Annotated in this window: 16 protein-coding genes; 9 read left to right on the top strand and 7 right to left on the bottom strand. The window is 64.5% G+C overall.

The features are described 5' to 3' along the window. Positions 1-9: 9 nt before the first annotated feature. From CHX26_RS12500 to CHX26_RS12485, 4 genes are all read right to left on the bottom strand, one after another. Positions 10-285: a hypothetical protein gene (locus CHX26_RS12500; protein WP_104942650.1), complete on the bottom strand. Its 276-nt coding sequence runs from the start codon at positions 283-285 to the stop codon at positions 10-12. Next, positions 285-1247, bottom strand: coding sequence for a malate dehydrogenase (mdh, locus tag CHX26_RS12495; RefSeq protein ID WP_104942649.1), 963 nt, complete (start codon positions 1245-1247; stop codon positions 285-287). The genes CHX26_RS12500 and mdh overlap by 1 nt, the downstream gene beginning before the upstream one ends. A 292-nt stretch (positions 1248-1539) precedes the next feature. Next, entirely contained in the window at positions 1540-1881 is a 342-nt protein-coding gene (locus CHX26_RS12490) for a hypothetical protein (RefSeq protein ID WP_104942648.1), read from the bottom strand. Positions 1882-2019: 138 nt separating this feature from the next. Next, the gene (locus tag CHX26_RS12485; protein ID WP_233997150.1) at positions 2020-3165 is read right to left on the bottom strand and encodes a cell wall hydrolase; all 1146 of its coding nucleotides are present in this window, start codon (positions 3163-3165) and stop codon (positions 2020-2022) included. A gap of 137 nt (positions 3166-3302) precedes the next feature. Between CHX26_RS12485 and CHX26_RS12480 the strand changes: the two genes are divergently transcribed. From CHX26_RS12480 to CHX26_RS12445, 9 genes are all read left to right on the top strand, one after another. Beyond that, on the top strand, positions 3303-4160 hold the full coding sequence (locus CHX26_RS12480; protein ID WP_104942646.1) for an ABC transporter substrate-binding protein: 858 nt from the start codon (positions 3303-3305) through the stop codon (positions 4158-4160). Then, on the top strand, positions 4157-5155 hold the full coding sequence (locus CHX26_RS12475; protein WP_104942645.1) for a FecCD family ABC transporter permease: 999 nt from the start codon (positions 4157-4159) through the stop codon (positions 5153-5155). Before CHX26_RS12480 ends, CHX26_RS12475 begins: the two co-directional genes overlap by 4 nt. Next, positions 5152-5925 (top strand): ABC transporter ATP-binding protein, encoded by a 774-nt coding sequence (locus tag CHX26_RS12470; RefSeq protein WP_233997148.1) that lies wholly within the window; start codon positions 5152-5154, stop codon positions 5923-5925. Before CHX26_RS12475 ends, CHX26_RS12470 begins: the two co-directional genes overlap by 4 nt. Positions 5926-6253: 328 nt before the next feature. Then, complete coding sequence (locus CHX26_RS12465; protein ID WP_104942644.1) at positions 6254-7027, top strand: hypothetical protein; 774 nt, start codon at positions 6254-6256, stop codon at positions 7025-7027. Then, complete coding sequence (locus CHX26_RS12460; RefSeq protein ID WP_104942643.1) at positions 7012-8628, top strand: hypothetical protein; 1617 nt, start codon at positions 7012-7014, stop codon at positions 8626-8628. The genes CHX26_RS12465 and CHX26_RS12460 overlap by 16 nt, the downstream gene beginning before the upstream one ends. Positions 8629-8776: 148 nt before the next feature. Beyond that, positions 8777-11746 (top strand): excinuclease ABC subunit UvrA, encoded by a 2970-nt coding sequence (gene uvrA / locus CHX26_RS12455; RefSeq protein WP_104942642.1) that lies wholly within the window; start codon positions 8777-8779, stop codon positions 11744-11746. A gap of 216 nt (positions 11747-11962) precedes the next feature. Next, entirely contained in the window at positions 11963-12370 is a 408-nt protein-coding gene (locus CHX26_RS15980) for a DUF262 domain-containing protein (RefSeq protein WP_233997353.1), read from the top strand. A gap of 159 nt (positions 12371-12529) precedes the next feature. Next, a complete protein-coding gene (locus CHX26_RS15975) occupies positions 12530-13075 on the top strand; it encodes a hypothetical protein (protein WP_199797831.1) in 546 nt (181 codons plus the stop codon). After that, on the top strand, positions 13072-13710 hold the full coding sequence (locus CHX26_RS12445) for an MAE_28990/MAE_18760 family HEPN-like nuclease (protein WP_104942641.1): 639 nt from the start codon (positions 13072-13074) through the stop codon (positions 13708-13710). The genes CHX26_RS15975 and CHX26_RS12445 overlap by 4 nt, the downstream gene beginning before the upstream one ends. A 339-nt stretch (positions 13711-14049) precedes the next feature. Here CHX26_RS12445 and CHX26_RS12440 read toward each other — a convergent pair whose 3' ends face one another. The 3 genes from CHX26_RS12440 to CHX26_RS12430 all read right to left on the bottom strand — a co-directional run bounded on the left by CHX26_RS12440 (position 14050) and on the right by CHX26_RS12430 (position 18393). After that, positions 14050-15597 (bottom strand): sodium:solute symporter family transporter, encoded by a 1548-nt coding sequence (locus CHX26_RS12440; protein WP_172449826.1) that lies wholly within the window; start codon positions 15595-15597, stop codon positions 14050-14052. A 40-nt stretch (positions 15598-15637) separates the two neighbouring features. Next, positions 15638-16243, bottom strand: a complete 606-nt coding sequence (locus tag CHX26_RS12435; protein ID WP_233997147.1) for a septal ring lytic transglycosylase RlpA family protein — start codon at positions 16241-16243, stop codon at positions 15638-15640. A 929-nt stretch (positions 16244-17172) separates the two neighbouring features. Next, a complete protein-coding gene (locus tag CHX26_RS12430; RefSeq protein ID WP_104942639.1) occupies positions 17173-18393 on the bottom strand; it encodes an argininosuccinate synthase in 1221 nt (406 codons plus the stop codon). Between the last annotated feature and the right edge of the window lie 13 nt (positions 18394-18406).

Raw genomic sequence — 18406 nt, 5'->3', positions numbered from 1 at the left:
AGTCTCCGATTAATTCAGTTCAATTTTTCGTTTGGCCAGAAGGCGAAATGCCAATGCCGGAAAGAACCCCAAAGCGCCGATCACAAACGGGACTATGAGGAGCACGCTGATGCCGGGATAGCCGGGATCCACCAGACGCTCGAAGCCATACTGATCAACCATGATCCAGACGGCCAAAATTCCCGTCGGAGCAAGAAGGGCCGCCGCAATCCTCCAATAGCCTTTCAGACCCAGCCAAAGCAGGGCCGCGAAGTAGGCTAAGAGAAAGATTGCGACGAATTCCATTACGCCAGCGAGCTATCCAGCGCCTTGCACGCTTCGAGCAGTTCCTTGACCGCATCGACGCTGACCTGGAGGTTGGCCTTTTCCTCGTCGGTGAGGTTGATCTCGATCACCTCTTCCGCGCCGCCCGCGCCGATCACCACCGGCACGCCGACATAGAGGCCATCGACGCCATACTGGCCGTTGACCTCGACCGCGCAGGGCAGGATGCGCTTCTGGTCGTAGAGGTAGGCCTCCGCCATCGAGATGGCGCTGGTGGCGGGCGCGTAGAAGGCCGAGCCGGTCTTGAGCAGCGCGACGATCTCGCCGCCGCCCGAGCGGGTGCGCTGGACGATCTCGCCGAGGCGGTCTTCGGAAATGCCCTTGATCTTCGCCATGTCCTTCACGGGGATGCCGTTGATGGTCGAGTAGCTCAGCACCGGCACCATCGTGTCCCCGTGGCCGCCGAGCACGAAGGCGTTCACGTCCTTCACCGACACGCCGAATTCCCACGCGAGGAAGGTGGCGAAGCGCGCCGAGTCCAAGACGCCGGCCATGCCGACGACCTTGTTGGCGGGCAGGCCCGAAAACTCGCGCAGCGCCCACACCATCGCATCGAGCGGGTTGGTGATGCAGATCACGAAGGCATCGGGGCAGTTGTCGCGGATGCCTTCGCCGACCGCCTTCATCACCTTCAGGTTGATCCCGAGCAGGTCGTCGCGGCTCATGCCGGGCTTGCGCGCCACGCCCGCGGTGACGATCACGACGTCAGCGCCTGCAATATCGGCATAGTCGTTCGAGCCGGTGATGCTGGCGTCGAAGCCTTCGACCGGGCCGCACTGGCTGAGGTCCAGCGCCTTGCCCTGCGGAATGCCCTCGGCCACGTCGAACAGGACGATGTCGCCAAGGCCCTTCAGCGCGGCGAGGTGAGCGAGCGTGCCGCCGATATTACCGGCGCCGACGAGGGCGATTTTCTTGCGGGCCATTGCTGAGGACTTCCTTCCCTGATCCTTCGGGACGAAGCGATGAAGCGCGCATGAACAAGCGTGGCGCCGGTGCCAGCCTCCCGTCCCAAGCGGCCAGGCACCCGTTACAAAAGGCGCGGTAGGCCCCTCAAAACGCGATTGCAACCGCCAAAAAGGCTTGATCGCCAACTATCTTTGCAATCAGTTCGCAATTGCAATAATGCTCTCAGCCCGCCGCATCAGGCAAACGCCGTAGCGCAGCGCCGTAACGGCACCGGGCAAAGGCGTGCGTCGGGGTTTCTGGCTGAAGGGATCAGGCAGGGATCTGGTCGCGGGCGGTGCGCGCTGCCAGCCGTCGGTCGAACATCCGGGTGATCGCCAGCCAGTGATCGCAGGTTTCGCCATCCCCGCGCGCGCTCGCCTCTGCCGCCAATTCAACCGCCGCCTCAGCCGAGGCAAGGCCGTGGACGGCGAAGTGGCGCAAGGCATCGGTCAGCAGGGGATCGAAGCGCGCCGAGCCGGGTTGATCGACCTCGCCCGTCAGCCGGTTGTCGTTCGCCGCCCGTGCCAGCGCCGGGGCGATCAGGCCGCGCCCGGCGGCGCGCCACCCGATCCGGCGGGCAGGGTGATTGGCGGAGGCAAAGCGGACTGACATTGTGGCGGCGGTTCCCGTGTTATCGCAGGCACGCCGCAGCAAGACCGGGCGTGCAGGGCTCTCTTACCGCTGCGCCTCTAAGGCTTGGTGTGACAACAGGGTAACGATGCCCTTAACCCTGTTTTACGTGGGGCTCGGTCAATCCTTTGCGGGGGACGGGGCAGCAGGCGCGGCAGGGGAGGGCGCGGCGCCGGGCTGGGCTTTCCATTGACCGGCCCGCGCGAATTCGGGCTTGACCGCGCCGGTGCCGCTATAGGTTTCGGTCGGCGCGGCGGGTGCAGGCTGGGCCGGGACAGCGGATGTGCCGCTGCTTGCTGCGGCCCCCTGCTTGCGCGCCGGAACCGGAGCGAAATCATAAGCGATGACCGGACGGCTCGGCTCGGGCTCTGCCACAGTCGGGGGCGGCGCGGTGCGACCGCTTACTGCCGGTTCCAGCCCGGCATAGCCCGCGCTGAACGCCCCGGCCTGTCCGCCTGCCCCGCGATTGCGGTAGAAACGGTGCGCGCCGATCGTGCCGATATGGTCGAGCGTGCCGGCCCAATAGGGATTGACCCAGAGGGTGTGGTAATGGGTCGCAAGGCCGACCGGTGCGTAGACCTTGCCCGACAGCGCCTCTGACGCGATGCGCTGCGCCCGCGCCCAGCTTGCGCCGCCGGGACGCCGCGCAAGGCTGCCGTCGCAGGTGAAGGTGAACTGGCAACCAGTGTTGCGCTCCGATCCCTGATAGACCACGCCGCACACGCTGGCGGGCCAGCCGGGGTGCGCCACGCGGTTGAGCACCACCTGTGCGACGGCGCGCTGGCCTGCCTCGCTTTCGCTGGCGGCTTCGTACCACACGGCCTGCGCCAGGCATTCCTGCGCGCGGGCGTGGGCGATCCCGGTGCCGGGCGAGAAGAACGGCTTGGCCGCCGCGCCGACATCGATCAGCGCGCCCAGCTCGCGTCCGCTTTCGGCAGCGCCCTGACCCAGCGGATCATCCGTGGGCAGCGCCACCAGCGCCGAACCGGCAGGGTCTGCCATGTAGTAGAAGGCAGAGCCGGGAAAGCTCATGCCGGGTCGTTCGAACGGCAGGGCAGCCTCGGCGGCCTGGCGGGTGGCGAGTGCAGCGGTGCTTTCGACAGCGGGGCCGGGCAGAGAGGTCAGGCCGGGCGCGGCCATCGCCGGGACGGTAATCGCGGCGAAAAGCACTGCCAGACGCTTGCGCCACATCAGCGGGACAGCCTTCCATAACGCACCGCTTCGGGTAGAGGGATTGACGAGGAAGGGTGCGCGCGGCGTGTTCATGATCTGCCCGCCGCCTTACGCGCGCGGGACCATCCGGGCGAGGGCTGCGCGCCCCTGCGTCCCGAACCGGGACGACTGGCGAAAGCGTGTTAAGCCGTTGCGCCTCCGGCCATGCGGCCCTATCGCCGGGGCCGGACATGGCGCGGGATCGCATCACATCAGACATCAGGCCAGAAGGCCGGATTGCGCTGCTGGCGGGGGCGCTGTTGGCCGCAGGCTGTGCTCCGGCGACGCCTCGGGAGCAGCCTGAGAGCGCTGCGCCCACTATTGTCAGCCTCAACCCCTGCCTCGATGCCATTCTGGTCGAGATCGCGCCGCCTGATCAGGTGCTGGCCCTGTCGCACTACAGCCGCGACGCCGGTGCAAGCTCGATCCCGGCAGATGTCGCCGCACGCTATGGCGTGACGGGCGGCACGGCAGAGGAGGTGATCGCGGCAAAGCCGGATCTTGTGCTCGCTTCGACCTTTTTGCCCCAGCCGACGCGGGCCGCATTGGAACGCGCGGGGTTGACGGTGGCGACCTTCGGCAGCCCAACCAGCATCGCTGCCAGCATTGCGCAGGTGCGCGAGGTGGCAGCGCTCGCAGGGCGCGAAAGCGAAGGCGAGGCGCTCGCCGCGCGCATCGCCGCGCCGCCTTCAGCGTCTTCCGGCCCGCCGATCAATGCCTTGCTGTGGCAACCGGGCGAGATCGTGGCGGGTGAGGCGACGCTGATCGCGGAGCTTTTGCGCGATGAGGGATTTGTCAGCCACGCTGCCGCGCGCGGGTTGAGGCAGGCTGACCGGGTGAGCCTTGAAGGTCTGCTCGCCGATCCGCCGCGCGTTTTGCTGGTGGCAGGTGACGCGCCGGGGCAGCGTCATCCGTTGCTGGCAGGGCAGTTGCAGGCAACGCACATTGCCGCCTTCGATCCGTCGCTCATCTATTGCGGCGGGCCGACCATTCCCAAGGCGCGCGCCCGGCTGCGCGCCATCCGGGCCGAGGTGGAGGCGCGGCGATGAACCGCGCCAGCGTTGTCTTCACTGCGCTGCTGGCGGTAATCGTTCCGCTCTCATTGCTGGCGGGGCGGGTGTGGATCCCGCCTTTCGGGGACGCGCCGCAGAACGCTGCACTGATCCTGGCCGAACTGCGTCTGCCCAGGGCCGTGCTCGCCATCGTGATCGGCGCAGGCCTGGGGGCGGCGGGCGCTGCGATGCAGGGCTATCTCAGGAACCCGCTGGCCGATCCCGGCCTGTTCGGCATTGCCCCGATGGCGGCGCTGGGCGCGGTGACGAGCTTCTGGCTGGGAGCGGCGATCCCACCTGCCCTTGCGGCGGTAAGCCTGCCGCTCCTGGCGCTGACCGGAGCGGGCCTCGGCATGGCGCTGCTCGCGCTGATCGCCGGGCGTACGTCGAACGATGCGGCAGGCGGCGCGGGCGGAGGGATTGCCCTTTTCACTCTGGCCGGCTTGATGCTGGCGAGCCTTGCTGGCGCGCTGACCGCTCTTGCCATAACGCTGGCGCCCAATCCCTTTGCCATGTCGGAAATCGTCATGTGGCTCAACGGCGCGCTGACCGACCGATCATGGCGCGAGGTCGCCATTGCCGCGCCGCTCACCATCGCCGGTATCGCGCTGCTGGCGATGGCAGCCAGAAGCCTCGACGCGCTGACGCTGGGCGAGGATGCGGCGCGCTCGCTTGGGGTGGACCCTGCACGTCTGCTGCTGCTGCTGGTTGCCGGTGTAGGGCTGACGGTCGGCGCGGGCGTGGCCGTGGCGGGGATCATCGGCTTTGTCGGCCTTGTTGTGCCGCATCTGGTGCGTCCCTTGACCGATCGCCTGCCATCCAGCCTGATCCTGCCGAGCGCGATCGCAGGCGCCTGCCTTGTGCTCGTGGCCGACAGCATCGTGCGGATTCTGCCGCTGGTGACCGAACTGCGGCTTGGCATTGCGCTGTCGCTGATCGGTGCGCCGTTCTTCGGCTGGCTGCTGCTGCGCATGAGAAGGGGGCAGCTGTGACCCTCGCCGCGCGCAACCTCAGCCTCGTTCGCGGCGGTGTGCGGGTGGTGGAACGCCTTTCCGCCATGCTCGAGCCGGGTCGCATCACGGCGATCACCGGCCCCAATGGCGCGGGGAAATCATCGGCGTTGCTGGGGCTCGCGGGCTTGCTTGGCCCGGTTGGCGGGGAGATGACGCTGGATGGAAGGAGCCTTGCCACATTCCCGCCCCGAGCGCGTGCGCAGGCGATCGGCTACCTTCCGCAAAGCCCGGACATTGCATGGGACGTCGCGGTCGAGGCGCTGGTGGCGCTTGGCCGTCTCCCGTGGCGCGACCGCGGCATCACGGCGGTTGAAGAGGCGCTCGCCGCGCTTGATCTGGAGGCGCTGCGCCATCGGCCGGTCAGCCAGCTTTCGGGCGGCGAGCGCGCGCGGGCGCTGCTGGCGCGGGTCTTGGCCGGAGAGCCCCGCTGGATCCTCGCCGACGAGCCGCTCGCCGCGCTCGATCTGGCGCATCAACTCCATCTGATCGCCCATCTCAAGGCCTGTGCCGCCAGGGGGCAGGGGGTCGTGGTGGTGCTCCACGATCTCGCGCTGGCGATGAACCATGCCGACCGCGTGCTTGTGCTCGATCGCGGACAGTTGATCGCCGATGGCCCGCCGCAGCAGGCATTGGCGCCTGAGGTCATCGCACAGGTCTGGGGCGTTTCCGCCCGCTGGCTGGGCGAACCCGGCAGCCTGGCGCTGATGGCAAAATCGTGGCCGGAACAGGCGGAAAGCAATGGGGGGTAGCTGCTTCTGCCATGTTCCGGCGCTTGCACGCTCTCTTTTTGGGCTAGCCAGGTTGCGACCCTGAATGGCCCCGGCCAGAGACCGTCAACGACAGCTTTCTATTGACGCGGTTGGGCTGGTCTGACGCCTTCAGATTTTCTATAGGGCGATCCAAGTGCATGATATAAATATATAAATATCGGAACTTCAACCTCCTCACAGGCCTCGTGCGCATGGGTTCTGCAAGCAGGCGGTCCCCGTGCAGCCTCCATCCGGTAATTGACGGTTTGCAAACCAGTGGCGATCACATAGCTTTGCTGAGGGATCGCGCCGGGAAGGGGGGGCTTGCTTGCAGATTACGATCAAGATGAAGCTGCTGGCGCGCCGTATCCAAGGCTTGGCGGCAGCGATGCATGCACCGCAATGGGTGGGCATCACCCTCAACATCATGACTGCCGCCTGTGCAGTGGTGCTGGCTTGGCTGATCTACGACACCTCGCTCGCCAAGGAGACGGCGCTGTGGGGCAAGGCTTTCCTGTTCGGCATCGGCCTGCTGACCGCCTTTGCAACGCTTGCGGTGAGCTGGCAGCCGGGCGAGTGCTCCACGCTTCAGCGGATATTTTCGCCTTTCGGCGCCGGACTGATCCTGATCGCGGTGTTCGGTGCTTTCGGCACCATGACGAGCGCGCTCAGCCTGTTCGAGCCGCGCGCGGTTACCACGCAGGATATTGCGCCAATGGAGGAAGGCGTTAGCCGGATCGAGCAGATCCTCGCCCGGCGGTTTCCTGCCCGGCCACCGATCTTCGGCAAGATCGAGGGCCGGTGGGGCGAACAGGACCCTGAATGTGGACTGGTCTGGGAAATTGCGCTGATCGAACAGGGCGGGGACGCTGCACTCGTGGCGGAAATGGTCAAGCGGCCTCCCGGCGTCGAGCCTTTCCGGCTGCTGGCTCAAATCGTGAAGGCCGAGGGCTGGAGCATGGAAGTGGTCGGCGTCGAACCGGCAAGCGCCAAGGGCAGGGCCGCCAGCTTCCGCCTCGATCCCGCGATCGAGCGGCTGGCATGGGACGACAAGACAGCGGCCAACGGCATGGAAGTCTACAAGCGATGTCCGGCAGGCTGATCCTGGCGGTTCTTGCTGCTGCGCTGGTACCCGGCATGGCGGTTGCGCAAGGCACGCGTCCCGGTGAGGCGGTGGGCGCATCGGCCGCGCAGAAGCGATGGTACGAGAGCCGCATCGCATCGCTCGAAAGGAGCACCGGTCTGCAGGCCGCGACCATTGCCGGGATCGCACAGCGGCTCGATCTGGCCTATCCGGGGCTCAGCGAGGCGCGGCTGCTCGCCGAGCTGGATGCGCTGGTCGAACGGGCGGTGCTGCTCGATGTGCGGCTGGCGGCGATGCAGAAGGATATCGATCAGTTGCAGAACCGGCTGCGCAATGGCGCGCGCGGGGTTCTGGTGCTGGCCGACAACGGTATTGGTGAAGGCGAACTGGCGCGCTCGCAGGCGCTGCTACGCGATGCCCGTCGGGCCTTCGACGAGGGCGATTTCGCCCGCGCGGAAGCGATCTTCGGCAGTCTCGCCGATACGCTGGCCGCGCTGAGCGGCGAGGATCTGGCCCTTTTGTTCGACGTCGAGCGGGCGCGCGCTCTCAGCGCCGAATTGCTCGGCACGCGCGCAGACCGGGAACGGGCAAGCGGGACCCGGCTGGACGCTATTGCCCGGCGACGCCAGCGACAGGAACAGGCCGCACTCGAAATCTGGCAGCTCGGCGTCGATCAGGTCGAGGCGGATCTCGATACCTATGCGCTGTTCGGTGATGTCACCGCGCTCGACCGGGCCGATATCGTGGTTGAGGAAGATGTACTTGGCATTGTCGACCGCGCAGGCCGACCGCGCGAATGGGGGCTCGGCAAGGCGCTCGCGGCACGGCTGGCGGTGCAGCGCGCCGAATTCACCGATGGGGCTACGGCGAGCGGGCATTTCAATCGCGCCTTCGACCTTTACGCCGCCGCGCTGGATGCGATCGACCGGGCGCAGCACCCGCTCGATTACGCCGAGGTGCAGGCGGGCGCGGCGCGGATGCTGGTGATGCTCGCCGGGCGCAAGGACGATCCGGAGGCCGCGCGCGAATTGCTTGAGGCGGCGGTTCAGTATCTTGCCGGGGCGCGGCAGATGTATGACGATGCGGGGCAGATGCGCGAGGCGGGGCAGGTGCTTGGTGATGCCGCAGTTGCGCTGCACACGCTCGCTCGTATCGTTCCGCCGTCGCAGCGCGGCGAGGCACTGGACGGGGCTTTGACGCTCGGGCGGATGGCGCTTGATCGGCTGGAAATGGGTGAGCCGGACCAAGGTCTGGCCATGATCCGGCTCAATCTGTGCAGCGCGATGCAGGATCGCGCCGGGATCGACCGCGGCGACCCTGAACGCGCGGAGCAGTCGCTCACCCTGTTCGGCGAAGCGCGCGGGCACTGCCGCGCTGCGCTCGATTATCTGACCGCCGATAGCCACCCGTCGTTGCACGCCTTTGGGCGCCTCGTTCTTGCCAGTCTCGGCGCTGCGGAAGCGGCCATGGCGCCGACGGAACGGCACAGCGCGCTGCTGGAGGAGGCGAAGACCGACGCGCGCGCCGCGCTCGATTACTTTGCCGGTCGCGACAATCTTCGACAACAGGCAGCCGTGGCGCAGCAGGTGCTGGATACGATCGCCGTGCTGGAACGCTGAAAGGCGCGATGCGGTAAGGTTGGGCGAAACCATCTTGACGGCCGCCCGTTGATCCGTCGCCGCAAGAAGCCATCTTGCAGCGGATAAAGCGCCTGGCTGCGCCGACCTGCCTTGACCCATACGAACATTTCCGGAACACGTCACGCCCATGAGCCTCACCACCATTTCCGTGCGCGGTGCGCGCGAACATAATCTCAAGGGCATCGACATCGATCTGCCGCGCGATGCGCTGATCGTGGTCACCGGGCTGTCCGGGTCGGGCAAGTCGAGCCTCGCCTTCGACACGATCTATGCCGAGGGGCAGCGGCGCTATGTGGAGTCGCTCAGCGCCTATGCGCGTCAGTTCCTCGAAATGATGCAGAAGCCCGATGTCGAGCATATCGACGGGCTCTCGCCTGCCATTTCGATCGAGCAGAAGACCACCAGCCGCAACCCGCGCTCGACTGTGGCGACCGTCACGGAAATCTACGACTATATGCGCCTGCTGTGGGCGCGGGTGGGCGTGCCTTACTCGCCTGCGACCGGCGAGCCGATCAGCGCCCAGACCGTCAGCCAGATGGTCGACCGGGTGATGGCGCTGCCCGAAGGTACGAGGGCGTATCTGCTCGCGCCGGTGGTGCGCGGGCGCAAGGGTGAATATCGCAAGGAGCTGGCCGAATGGCAGCGCTCCGGCTTCACCCGCGTGCGGATCGACGGGGAGATCTACGCCATCGAGGATGCCCCCGCGCTCGACAAGAAGTTCAAGCATGACATCGAAGTGGTGGTTGACCGCATCGCGGTGAAGGACGGCCTCCAGACCCGCCTCGCCGAAAGTTTCGAGACCGCGCTCAAGCTGGCCGAGGGGCTGGCCTATGTCGACCTCGCCGATACGACCGTGGCCGAGGCGCTCGGAAAGTCCCCGTTCGCCTCGAGCGAAGTCGAGAGGCCTTCGCGCGGTGTCTCGACAGCGCTCGACACGAACGGGGAGGGGGACAAGGGCGGCAAGATGAAGGGCGCAGGTCTCCCCGCCAACCGCATCGTCTTCAGCGAAAAATTCGCCTGCCCGGTGAGCGGCTTCACCATCGAGGAAATCGAACCCCGACTGTTCTCCTTCAACGCCCCTCAGGGTGCCTGCCCGGCCTGCGACGGGATCGGCGAGAAGATGCTGTTCGACCCGCAGCTGGTGGTGCCCAACGAGGCGCTCAGCCTCAAGCAGGGCGCAGTGGTGCCCTGGGCCAAGTCCAACCCGCCCTCGCCCTATTACATGCAGGTGCTCGCCAGCCTCGCCAAGGCCTATGGCTTCGATCTTACGACCCCGTGGAAAGACCTCGCGCCCGAACAGAAACTCATCATCCTCCACGGCACGGGCGGGCTGCCGGTACCGCTGACCTTCAAGGACGGCCGCCGCGAATACACCGTCCACAAGCCCTTCGAGGGCGTGATCGGCAACCTCAACCGCCGGATGATGCAGACCGAAAGCGCGTGGATGCAGGAGGAACTGGCCAAGTACCAGACCGCGCAGCCCTGCGAGACCTGCCGCGGCAAGCGCCTCAATGAGAAGGCGCTCAGCGTGAAGGTCGCGGGCACCGACATCGCCACGCCCGTCCAGATGAGCGTGGCGGACGCCAAGGCGTGGTTCCTCGCATTGGACGCGCAGCTCACCGCGCAGCAGAGCCAGATCGCCAAGGCCATCCTCAAGGAGATCAACGAGCGGCTCGGCTTCCTCGACAATGTCGGGCTCGACTACCTCAACCTTGACCGCACCTCCGGCACCTTGTCAGGCGGGGAGAGCCAGCGCATCCGCCTTGCCTCCCAGATCGGCTCCGGCCTCTCAGGCGTGCTCTACGTCCTCGACGAGCCGAGCATCGGCCTCCACCAGCGCGACAATGACCGGCTGCTCGAAACATTGAAACGCCTGCGCGATCTCGGCAACACCGTGATCGTCGTCGAGCATGACGAGGACGCCATCCGCGCCGCCGACCATATCGTCGATCTTGGCCCCGGCGCGGGCGTGCATGGCGGCGAGGTGGTGGCGCAGGGGAGCCTCAAGGACATCCTCAAGGCCAAGGGCAGCCTCACCGCCGACTACCTCACCGGCAAGCGCAAGATCGATGTCCCGGCCAAGCGCCGCAAGGGCAACGGGCATCACATCGAGGTCAAGAACGCCCGCGCCAACAACCTCAAGGGCGTCACCGCCAAGATCCCGCTCGGCACCTTCACCTGCATCACCGGGGTCAGCGGGTCAGGCAAATCCAGCCTCACCATCGACACCCTGCAAGCGGGCGCCTCCCGCGTCCTCAACGGTGCGCGGGTGATCGCGGGGGCGCACGACGAGATCACCGGCCTCCAGCATTGCGACAAGGTGATCGAGATCGACCAGTCCCCCATCGGCCGCACCCCGCGCTCCAACCCCGCCACCTACACCGGCGCGTTCACTCAGATCCGCGACTGGTTCGCCGGCCTCCCCGAAAGCCTCGCCCGCGGTTACAAGCCCGGCCGCTTCTCCTTCAACGTCAAGGGCGGCCGCTGCGAGAAGTGCCAGGGCGACGGCCTCATCAAGATCGAAATGCACTTCCTCCCCGACGTCTACGTCACCTGCGAGGAATGCCACGGCAAGCGCTACAACCGCGAAACCCTCGAAGTGAAATTCAAGGGCCACTCGATCGCCGACGTGCTCGACATGACGATCGAGGATGCCGAGGAATTCTTCAAGGCCGTCCCCCCGATCCGCGAGAAGATGCGGATGCTGAACGAGGTCGGCCTCGGCTACGTCAAGGTCGGCCAGCAGGCCACCACGCTATCGGGCGGCGAGGCGCAGCGGGTGAAACTCGCCAAGGAACTCGCGCGGCGCAGCACCGGACAGACGCTCTACATCCTCGACGAGCCGACCACCGGCCTGCATTTCGAGGACGTGCGCAAACTGCTCGAAGTGCTGCACCGGCTGGTGGAGGGCGGGAATTCGGTTGTCGTGATCGAGCACAACCTCGACGTGATCAAGACCGCGGACTGGATCATTGATCTGGGGCCGGAGGGCGGGGTGCGCGGCGGGGAGGTGGTTGCGGTGGGCGTTCCCGAGGACGTCATCAAGGTAGAGCGCAGTTTCACCGGCAAATACCTTGCGCCGCTCTTGAGGGACTGACTCGGGAACGAGCCTGCCCCGGCGTAGGCCGGGGCCGGAACAGGTGGTGAAGGAGCCGCGCTCGTTTACGGGGCAGTATCTGGCGGGGCTGTTGGGGAGGTAGGCAGCCTACGGCTTTCGTGGGTTTTTGGCAGGACCATCTAAGATTCAATGACTTCTTCACAAGTCTCGCAGATTATGTAAGGTAACTTGGGCGCTTTGCGGGAGGTGAGCCAAATGCTCTTGAATGAAATTGAAGTAGCACAGCGGCAGGTTAAGACCGACGCTTACCAAATGTCCCTTGGCGAGATTGTCACGATGTATGATGATCTCGAAGTGATTATCGATCCTGAATTCCAACGCCTTTTCAGGTGGGATATTAGCCAGAAATCAAAACTGATTGAGTCGCTGCTCCTTGGTATTCCGATACCATCGATTTTTGTTTTCGAACGCGAAGACGGAACTTGGGAACTGATAGATGGCTTGCAGAGAGTATCGACTATATTGGAATTTATGGGAAAATTGCGAGTTGGCAATCAATTAAAGCCACCCTCGGTGCTGGAGGCTACTAAATATCTACCGTCGCTGCATAATGCTGTTTGGGAAAGGTCTGCTCTCGTTGAAGGGATAGGCGAGGCCGAATAGGTTCCGATAGACAAGAGTTTGCAATTGGCAATTAGGCGTAGTCGGATTGCAGTAGAAATATTGAAACGTCCTAGTGATGATCAAACAAAATGCGATCTTTTCCAAAGGTTGAACGCGGGGGGAACGCAGGCAAATCCGCAAGAATTAAGAAACTGCATAATGTTGATGGTGAACGGCGATTACTTCCGCGCGATTCGCGGGGTTGCGGAAAGTGTACAATTTCAGGACGTTGTGTCTGTCACCCCTGATCAAGCTGAGAAGCAGCGACATATGGAACTGGCTGTTCGCTTCTTGGTCCATTCGTTCGTCCCTTATGACGGGAAGCTCGATGTCGAGGAATATATCGACGAGGGTACAATCAGACTCGCAAGGGGCGGTGACGAGCAGGCCTCGGTCAATTTGATCAATAAGACCTTCGGCCTTTTGCATTCTGCTTTTGGCCCAGATGCGCTCAGGCGATATGAAAACGGGACTCATTCAGGCCGGGTCGGTTTGGTTGCGCTTGAAGCGATTGCGGTCGGCATTGCTCGAAATGTCGACGCGATTTTGGCTTTGGGCGACGGCGATGCCGCGGCGTTTGTAAAAGATAGGATTGAGGCATTTTGGTCCCAACCCACGGTGGCGAACTTTACGTCGCCCGGATTGCGGGGAACTGCCCGCATTCAGCGGACAGTCCCGTTTGGGACTGAGTGGTTCAAACCATGAGTAAGCCCTACACCGCAGCTGATTTTGGACGTCAGATTGTTGAGGACAGAAATTGGCGCATCAGGGAAGTATCTGACCTCGTTGCGGCCATCCAGCGCGCAGACGCTCTGGAAAAAAGAGTTCTTCTGCGTGCGCTTGTGACTATATGTTACGCCCATTGGGAAGGATATGTACGTTTTGCTGCAAAAAGGTACCTTGAGCACATTTCACTTAGGAAATTTCCATATAAAGATTTGGATCGTCAATTTTTAAGAAATTATTTTTTGCCGCGCCTCGAAAGTAGTAGTAAATCGTTTGCTGAACGCTGTCAGATTATAGACGATGTTTTATCATCGTCCGATGTCAGGTTCACCCGGGTAAACGCTGATCTCGTTAGCACGAGGTCAAATTTAAACTTTGAAGTATTTAAAGATATTTGCTTAGTTTGCGGAATTGATAGCGAGCCGTTTTCGGAAAAGTCGACCTTCATAGACGTAGTTCTCTTGAAGAGGCGAAACTCGATTGCGCATGGGGAGGGAACATTGATCGAGATGCAGGACTTGCATCAAGTTTCTAGTGAAACGATCGCGTTAATGCGATTGTTTGGTGACACGCTTGAAAATAGCGTGGTCCTAGAGAGTTATCGCGCAGCGTAGGCCAATTTCCTAGATTGAGGAACTCAGTCGGAAATAAGCACCTCGGCGGTGCTGCCACTTTCCTACACCCCCACAGCCCCTCTACCCTCCGCCCCGGCGCGCGCGCTCTTGGTGCATTCCTGCGCTCCGGGCCGCGCGCGTCCCCCTCTTGCTCAAGGAGCGGTTGATCTGCGGGGAGGGGCGCTCGCCGATCGGGTGAGCGCGGCGCGTCAGGCGGTGGGCGCAGCGCGCGCATTGCGCGAGTTTCGGGGTAGTGCGGAGTTCAAAAGATTGAAAAACAAGGGAAACATCTGAATTTCTGCCCGCGCCAGATCCCGGTTTGCCCCGTCCTGACCCCGCTTAGGCCCCCTCCAGACCCCCCTCAGCTCCGCTTTGGCCTGCCTCAGACCCCGCTTCGCTCGGCTCCCGCGCGGGGCTTTGCGGGGGGGCGGGGCGCGCGAACCGGGTGAGGGCGGCGAAGGTGACGATCCCGCTCGCGATCATCCACAGGAAGGCGCCGGGGATGCCCAGCGCGTAGTCGAGCAGGCCCAGCACCCCCATCTGCACCACGATCGCCCCCAGTGCCGCACGGCCGCTGCGCGCTCCGGCCAGCCCGGCGATGATCGGCACCGCCAGCACTGCGGCAATCGCTCCGGCATCGAGCACGAGGTTGCGCAAGGACTCCCCCTGCGCCGCCAGCACCGCCGCGATGGCCGCCGCGCCCACCGTCGCCGCCCGTGCAGCGCGCAGCAGGGCGAGGGGGGAGGCCTTGGGATTGAGGCGCTTGTACCCGCTCTCGGTCACCACCGCCGACACCGCGAGCAGGGCGCTGTCGACCGAGGACAGGATCGCGGAGACCAGTGCGCCGGTGAAGATGATCAGCAGCCATTCGGGAAACAGCGCGGCGGCAAGGCTGGGGAGATAGGCCTCGTCCGCGCCCAGGGTGACGCCGAGGAGCGGGGCAAGCTGGGGGCCGAACAGGCCGAGGCTGACCGGGATGAGGCCGGCGGCGAGGTAGATCCCCGCGCCGAGCAATGCGCCCCTGCGCGCGACCGCGGGCGAGCGGGCGGCAAGCGTGCGGGCGAGCGCCTCCTGGCTCACCATCGTCCCGGCAATGGGGATGAGCCATAGCTCGACGCGGTCGATCCAGCTTTCGCCGGGGGCAGTGAAGCTCCACACGGTGGGCGGCGCGGCGGCCCACATCGCGCCCACGCCGCCGAATGCGCTCGCCATCAAGGCGAAGAGGATCAGGATGGCGACGATGATGATGAGGCCCTGCACGATGTCGGTTAGGACGTCTCCGGCCAGGCCGCCGAACATGGTGTAGGTCATCACCAGCAGGGTTGCGCTGATCAGGGCTGTGGTGAAATCGAGCCCCGATGCGCCCGCGATGATGGTGGCGAAGGCGAACAGCTGGGCGGCCGACCAGGTGGTGGCGCTGAGTGCGATGACGATGGCGGAAAGCGCCTCGGTCCCCGCGCCGAAGCGGGCGCGCAGGAAATCGGCGATGGTGATGAAGCCGCCGCTCCTCAGCCGGTGGGCAAAGAACAACGCGATGGCGAGGATGCCGATGGCATAGGCGAAGGGCTCGGCCCGGGCGCCTGCGAGCCCGTCGCGGGCGACTTCGCCCGAGGTGGCGATCAGGCTTTCGGATGCGAACCAGGTCGCAAACAGGCTCATGCCGACGGCGAACGGACCGAGCGAGCGGCCAGCTACGAGGTAATCGGCATCGGATCGCGCTCCGCGGCCGGCCCATATGGCAAGTGCCAGCTGCGCTGCGACATAGGCAAGGATCAGCGTGAGCGTAATAGCGAATGCCCCCCGAAAGCGCGCCGGAAGCCCCCTTGCTGCGCGATGCTGTCGAAAGCGCGGTCTCTTAGCCCCGAGGGGGGCTAGCGCAAGGGGCAAAGTGGGCGTGATGCCTGCGCAAGGGAAAGCGCGGCGCGGGTCAGTCTTCGATCAGAGCGAGCTCGACTTGGGCGTGACCGCGGGCGACCATGCCGAGTTCTTCGGCAGCAGCGCGGCTGACGTCGATCACGCGGCCGCGGGTGAAGGGGCCGCGATCATTGATGCGGACCACGACGCTCTGACCATTGGCTGGATTGGTCACGCGCACAAGGCTGCCGAAAGGAAGCGAGCGATGGGCGGCGGTCATGGCCCGGTTGTCGAAAGTCTCACCGCTGGCAGTGCGGCGGCCATGAAACTTGGCGGCGTAATAGGAAGCACTGCCCTGACCGAGCACGGTTTCCTGAGGGGCCGAGGCCGGCGCATCGCCTGCCTCCGTGGCAGGTGCGGTCACGCTGGCGTCGGGCTGGATCGGGACGAGCTCGATAAGGGCAGCGCTGGTCGCCGGTTCAAAGCTGGCTGCGGAAGGATCGGGCGCAGCAGCGGTGGATGCGGCGAGCGGCGTCATTGCCAGCACCCCGGCCACGGCGATGGCGTGGATGCTCCGGCTGCCGAAGCTGCGGGCATCTTGGCCCAGTGCGCGATTTCCCGTCCGCATGAGGCGGGCGGATACTGCGGTGCGCGGGAAAAAGGCAAACCGGACGGGCATTTCATCGCCGCAAGCCTTCCTCAAAGGCATGAACTGCCCTGCAAACGCGACGAAGTGATGGTATGCGACAGCGGCGCATCGGGAGGAAATTGCGGTTTTCCCTGAGTCCGACTCGGCTTGTCCTGATTTCCCGGAGGACTAAGCAAGGGGGTAAGCGGCAATGCAAATGGGGCCGGCATTGCTGCCGACCCCACTCTCACCGGCGTGTGGATGACCCTTGCTCGTGATGCGTCCGGCGAACCTTCCGCGTCATCTGCTTGGAGCCATGCTTGGCGCCCGATGTCTAGCCTCTCGCTGACCTGTCTTGCGACCGGCCTTGCCAGAGATTTGTCACCGGCGCTCGCGCCGGCATCCGGCCTTGCTCCTGCGCTACTGCGTCCTGACCGAGCCCGAAGTCTCTGCATTCCGCGGCCTTGCACATTCGCTTGACCGAGACCGTGTCCCTTTACCTTCCGCGTTGGCAACGGGTTGGGGGCTTTCGCCGTTTCCGCTGCTCCTCACGTCCAGCCAGGTTCATGGCCTGTCCGGCAACACCGCGTCGCTCCGATCCTTGAATTGAGCCGACTTGCCTTTGGCCGAAGCCTCCTGCATGCCGTCTCCAGATCGGCGCGTGGACAGATGCCACCGCCATCCTTGGGATAAAAACCTCCGGTTTGTCAGAGCCTTGCGGCCTTCCGTTCCGGTTGTCTTGTTTCCCGAAGACAGGTTCAAAGTGCGCCTGAATCGGCGTTCTGGCAACATTCCGGCGGGCGAGTTTTCCACTTCGGGCGATTTGGCCTGTGGACACGAGTGGATAAGTCAACGGTTCGTCGCATTTATCGCGAACCGGACAAAAAGCGGGAACGAAACCGCCCCCGAATTGTCACGTTACAGACCAGCTGCCGCCCCAGCGAGCGCGGCGACTCGGTTTTCCACGGTGCTGAGGCTGATCAGGCGTCCCGGGAGCGGCGGGCCAGCAGCCGCAGTCGCAGACCGTTCAGCTTGATGAAGCCTTCCGCGTCCTTCTGGTCGTAGGCCCCGGCGTCATCCTCGAAGGTGACGTGCGCTTCGGAATAGAGCGAGTAGGGTGATTTCCTCCCCACCACACTCGCCAGCCCCTTGTAGAGCTTCAGCCGAACGGTGCCGGTCACCTTGTCCTGCGAATGGTCTATGGCGGCTTGCAGCATTTCGCGCTCGGGGCTGAACCAGAAGCCGTTGTAGATCAGCTCGGCATAGCGCGGCATGAGCTCGTCCTTGAGATGCGCCGCGCCACGATCCAGCGTGATCTGTTCAATCCCGCGGTGAGCGCGGGCGTAGATCTCGCCACCAGGAGTCTCATACATTCCGCGTGATTTCATCCCGACGAAGCGGTTCTCGACCAGATCAAGCCGGCCGATGCCGTGCTTGCGGCCCAGATCGTTGAGCGCGGCCAGCAGGGTGGCAGGCGACATGGCTTCGCCGTTCAGCGCCACGCCGTCCCCCTTCTCGAAATCGACCGTGATGTATTCGGGCGTATCGGGCGCGTCCTCGGGGTTAACGGTGCGGCTGTAGACGTAGTCCGGGGTTTCCTCCCACGGGTCTTCCAGCACCTTGCCCTCGGACGAGGTGTGCAAGAGGTTCGCATCGGTCGAAAACGGGCTGTCGCCGCGCTTGTCCTTGGGGACCTGAATCTGGTGCGCCTCGGCCCAGGCGATCAGCGCGGTGCGGCTGGTCAAATCCCACTCGCGCCAGGGGGCGATCACCTTGATGTCGGGATCGAGCGCATAGGCGCTGAGTTCGAAGCGCACCTGATCATTGCCCTTGCCGGTCGCGCCGTGGGCGATGAAGTCCGCCCCGGTCTGGTGCGCGATCTCGACCAGACGCTTGGAAATCAGCGGGCGGGCGATCGAGGTGCCAAGCAGATAATCGCCTTCATAGCGGGCATTGGCGCGCATCATCGGGAAGACGAAATCGCGCACGAATTCCTCCCGCAGGTCTTCGATGAAGATGTGATTGTCGGGGATGCCCATGGCGCGAGCCTTGGCACGGGCGGGTTCGATTTCCTCGCCTTGTCCAAGGTCGGCGGTGAAGGTCACCACCTCCAGCCCGCGCTCCACGCTCAGCCACTTGGCGATGACGCTGGTATCGAGACCGCCCGAATAGGCGAGGACGACTTTCTGGGGCTGGGCCATGGGGCAGGTTCCT

This window comes from Porphyrobacter sp. HT-58-2, from assembly GCF_002952215.1.
GTDB lineage: Bacteria > Pseudomonadota > Alphaproteobacteria > Sphingomonadales > Sphingomonadaceae > Erythrobacter.
Note: the sequence above shows the minus strand (reverse complement) of the source record. Positions and strands in the feature narration are given on the sequence as shown.

Bases quoted from the DNA above. Each gene is read 5' to 3' on its own strand.
- CHX26_RS12500 (WP_104942650.1), bottom strand. From the start codon at position 285: ATGGAATTCGTCGCAATCTTTCTCTTAGCCTACTTCGCGGCCCTGCTT.
- mdh (WP_104942649.1), bottom strand. From the start codon at position 1,247: ATGGCCCGCAAGAAAATCGCCCTCGTCGGCGCCGGTAATATCGGCGGC.
- CHX26_RS12490 (WP_104942648.1), bottom strand. From the start codon at position 1,881: ATGTCAGTCCGCTTTGCCTCCGCCAATCACCCTGCCCGCCGGATCGGG.
- CHX26_RS12485 (WP_233997150.1), bottom strand. From the start codon at position 3,165: ATGAACACGCCGCGCGCACCCTTCCTCGTCAATCCCTCTACCCGAAGC.
- CHX26_RS12480 (WP_104942646.1), top strand. From the start codon at position 3,303: ATGGCGCGGGATCGCATCACATCAGACATCAGGCCAGAAGGCCGGATT.
- CHX26_RS12475 (WP_104942645.1), top strand. From the start codon at position 4,157: ATGAACCGCGCCAGCGTTGTCTTCACTGCGCTGCTGGCGGTAATCGTT.
- CHX26_RS12460 (WP_104942643.1), top strand. From the start codon at position 7,012: ATGTCCGGCAGGCTGATCCTGGCGGTTCTTGCTGCTGCGCTGGTACCC.
- uvrA (WP_104942642.1), top strand. From the start codon at position 8,777: ATGAGCCTCACCACCATTTCCGTGCGCGGTGCGCGCGAACATAATCTC.
- CHX26_RS15980 (WP_233997353.1), top strand. From the start codon at position 11,963: ATGCTCTTGAATGAAATTGAAGTAGCACAGCGGCAGGTTAAGACCGAC.
- CHX26_RS15975 (WP_199797831.1), top strand. From the start codon at position 12,530: ATGTTGATGGTGAACGGCGATTACTTCCGCGCGATTCGCGGGGTTGCG.
- CHX26_RS12445 (WP_104942641.1), top strand. From the start codon at position 13,072: ATGAGTAAGCCCTACACCGCAGCTGATTTTGGACGTCAGATTGTTGAG.
- CHX26_RS12435 (WP_233997147.1), bottom strand. From the start codon at position 16,243: ATGCCCGTCCGGTTTGCCTTTTTCCCGCGCACCGCAGTATCCGCCCGC.
- CHX26_RS12430 (WP_104942639.1), bottom strand. From the start codon at position 18,393: ATGGCCCAGCCCCAGAAAGTCGTCCTCGCCTATTCGGGCGGTCTCGAT.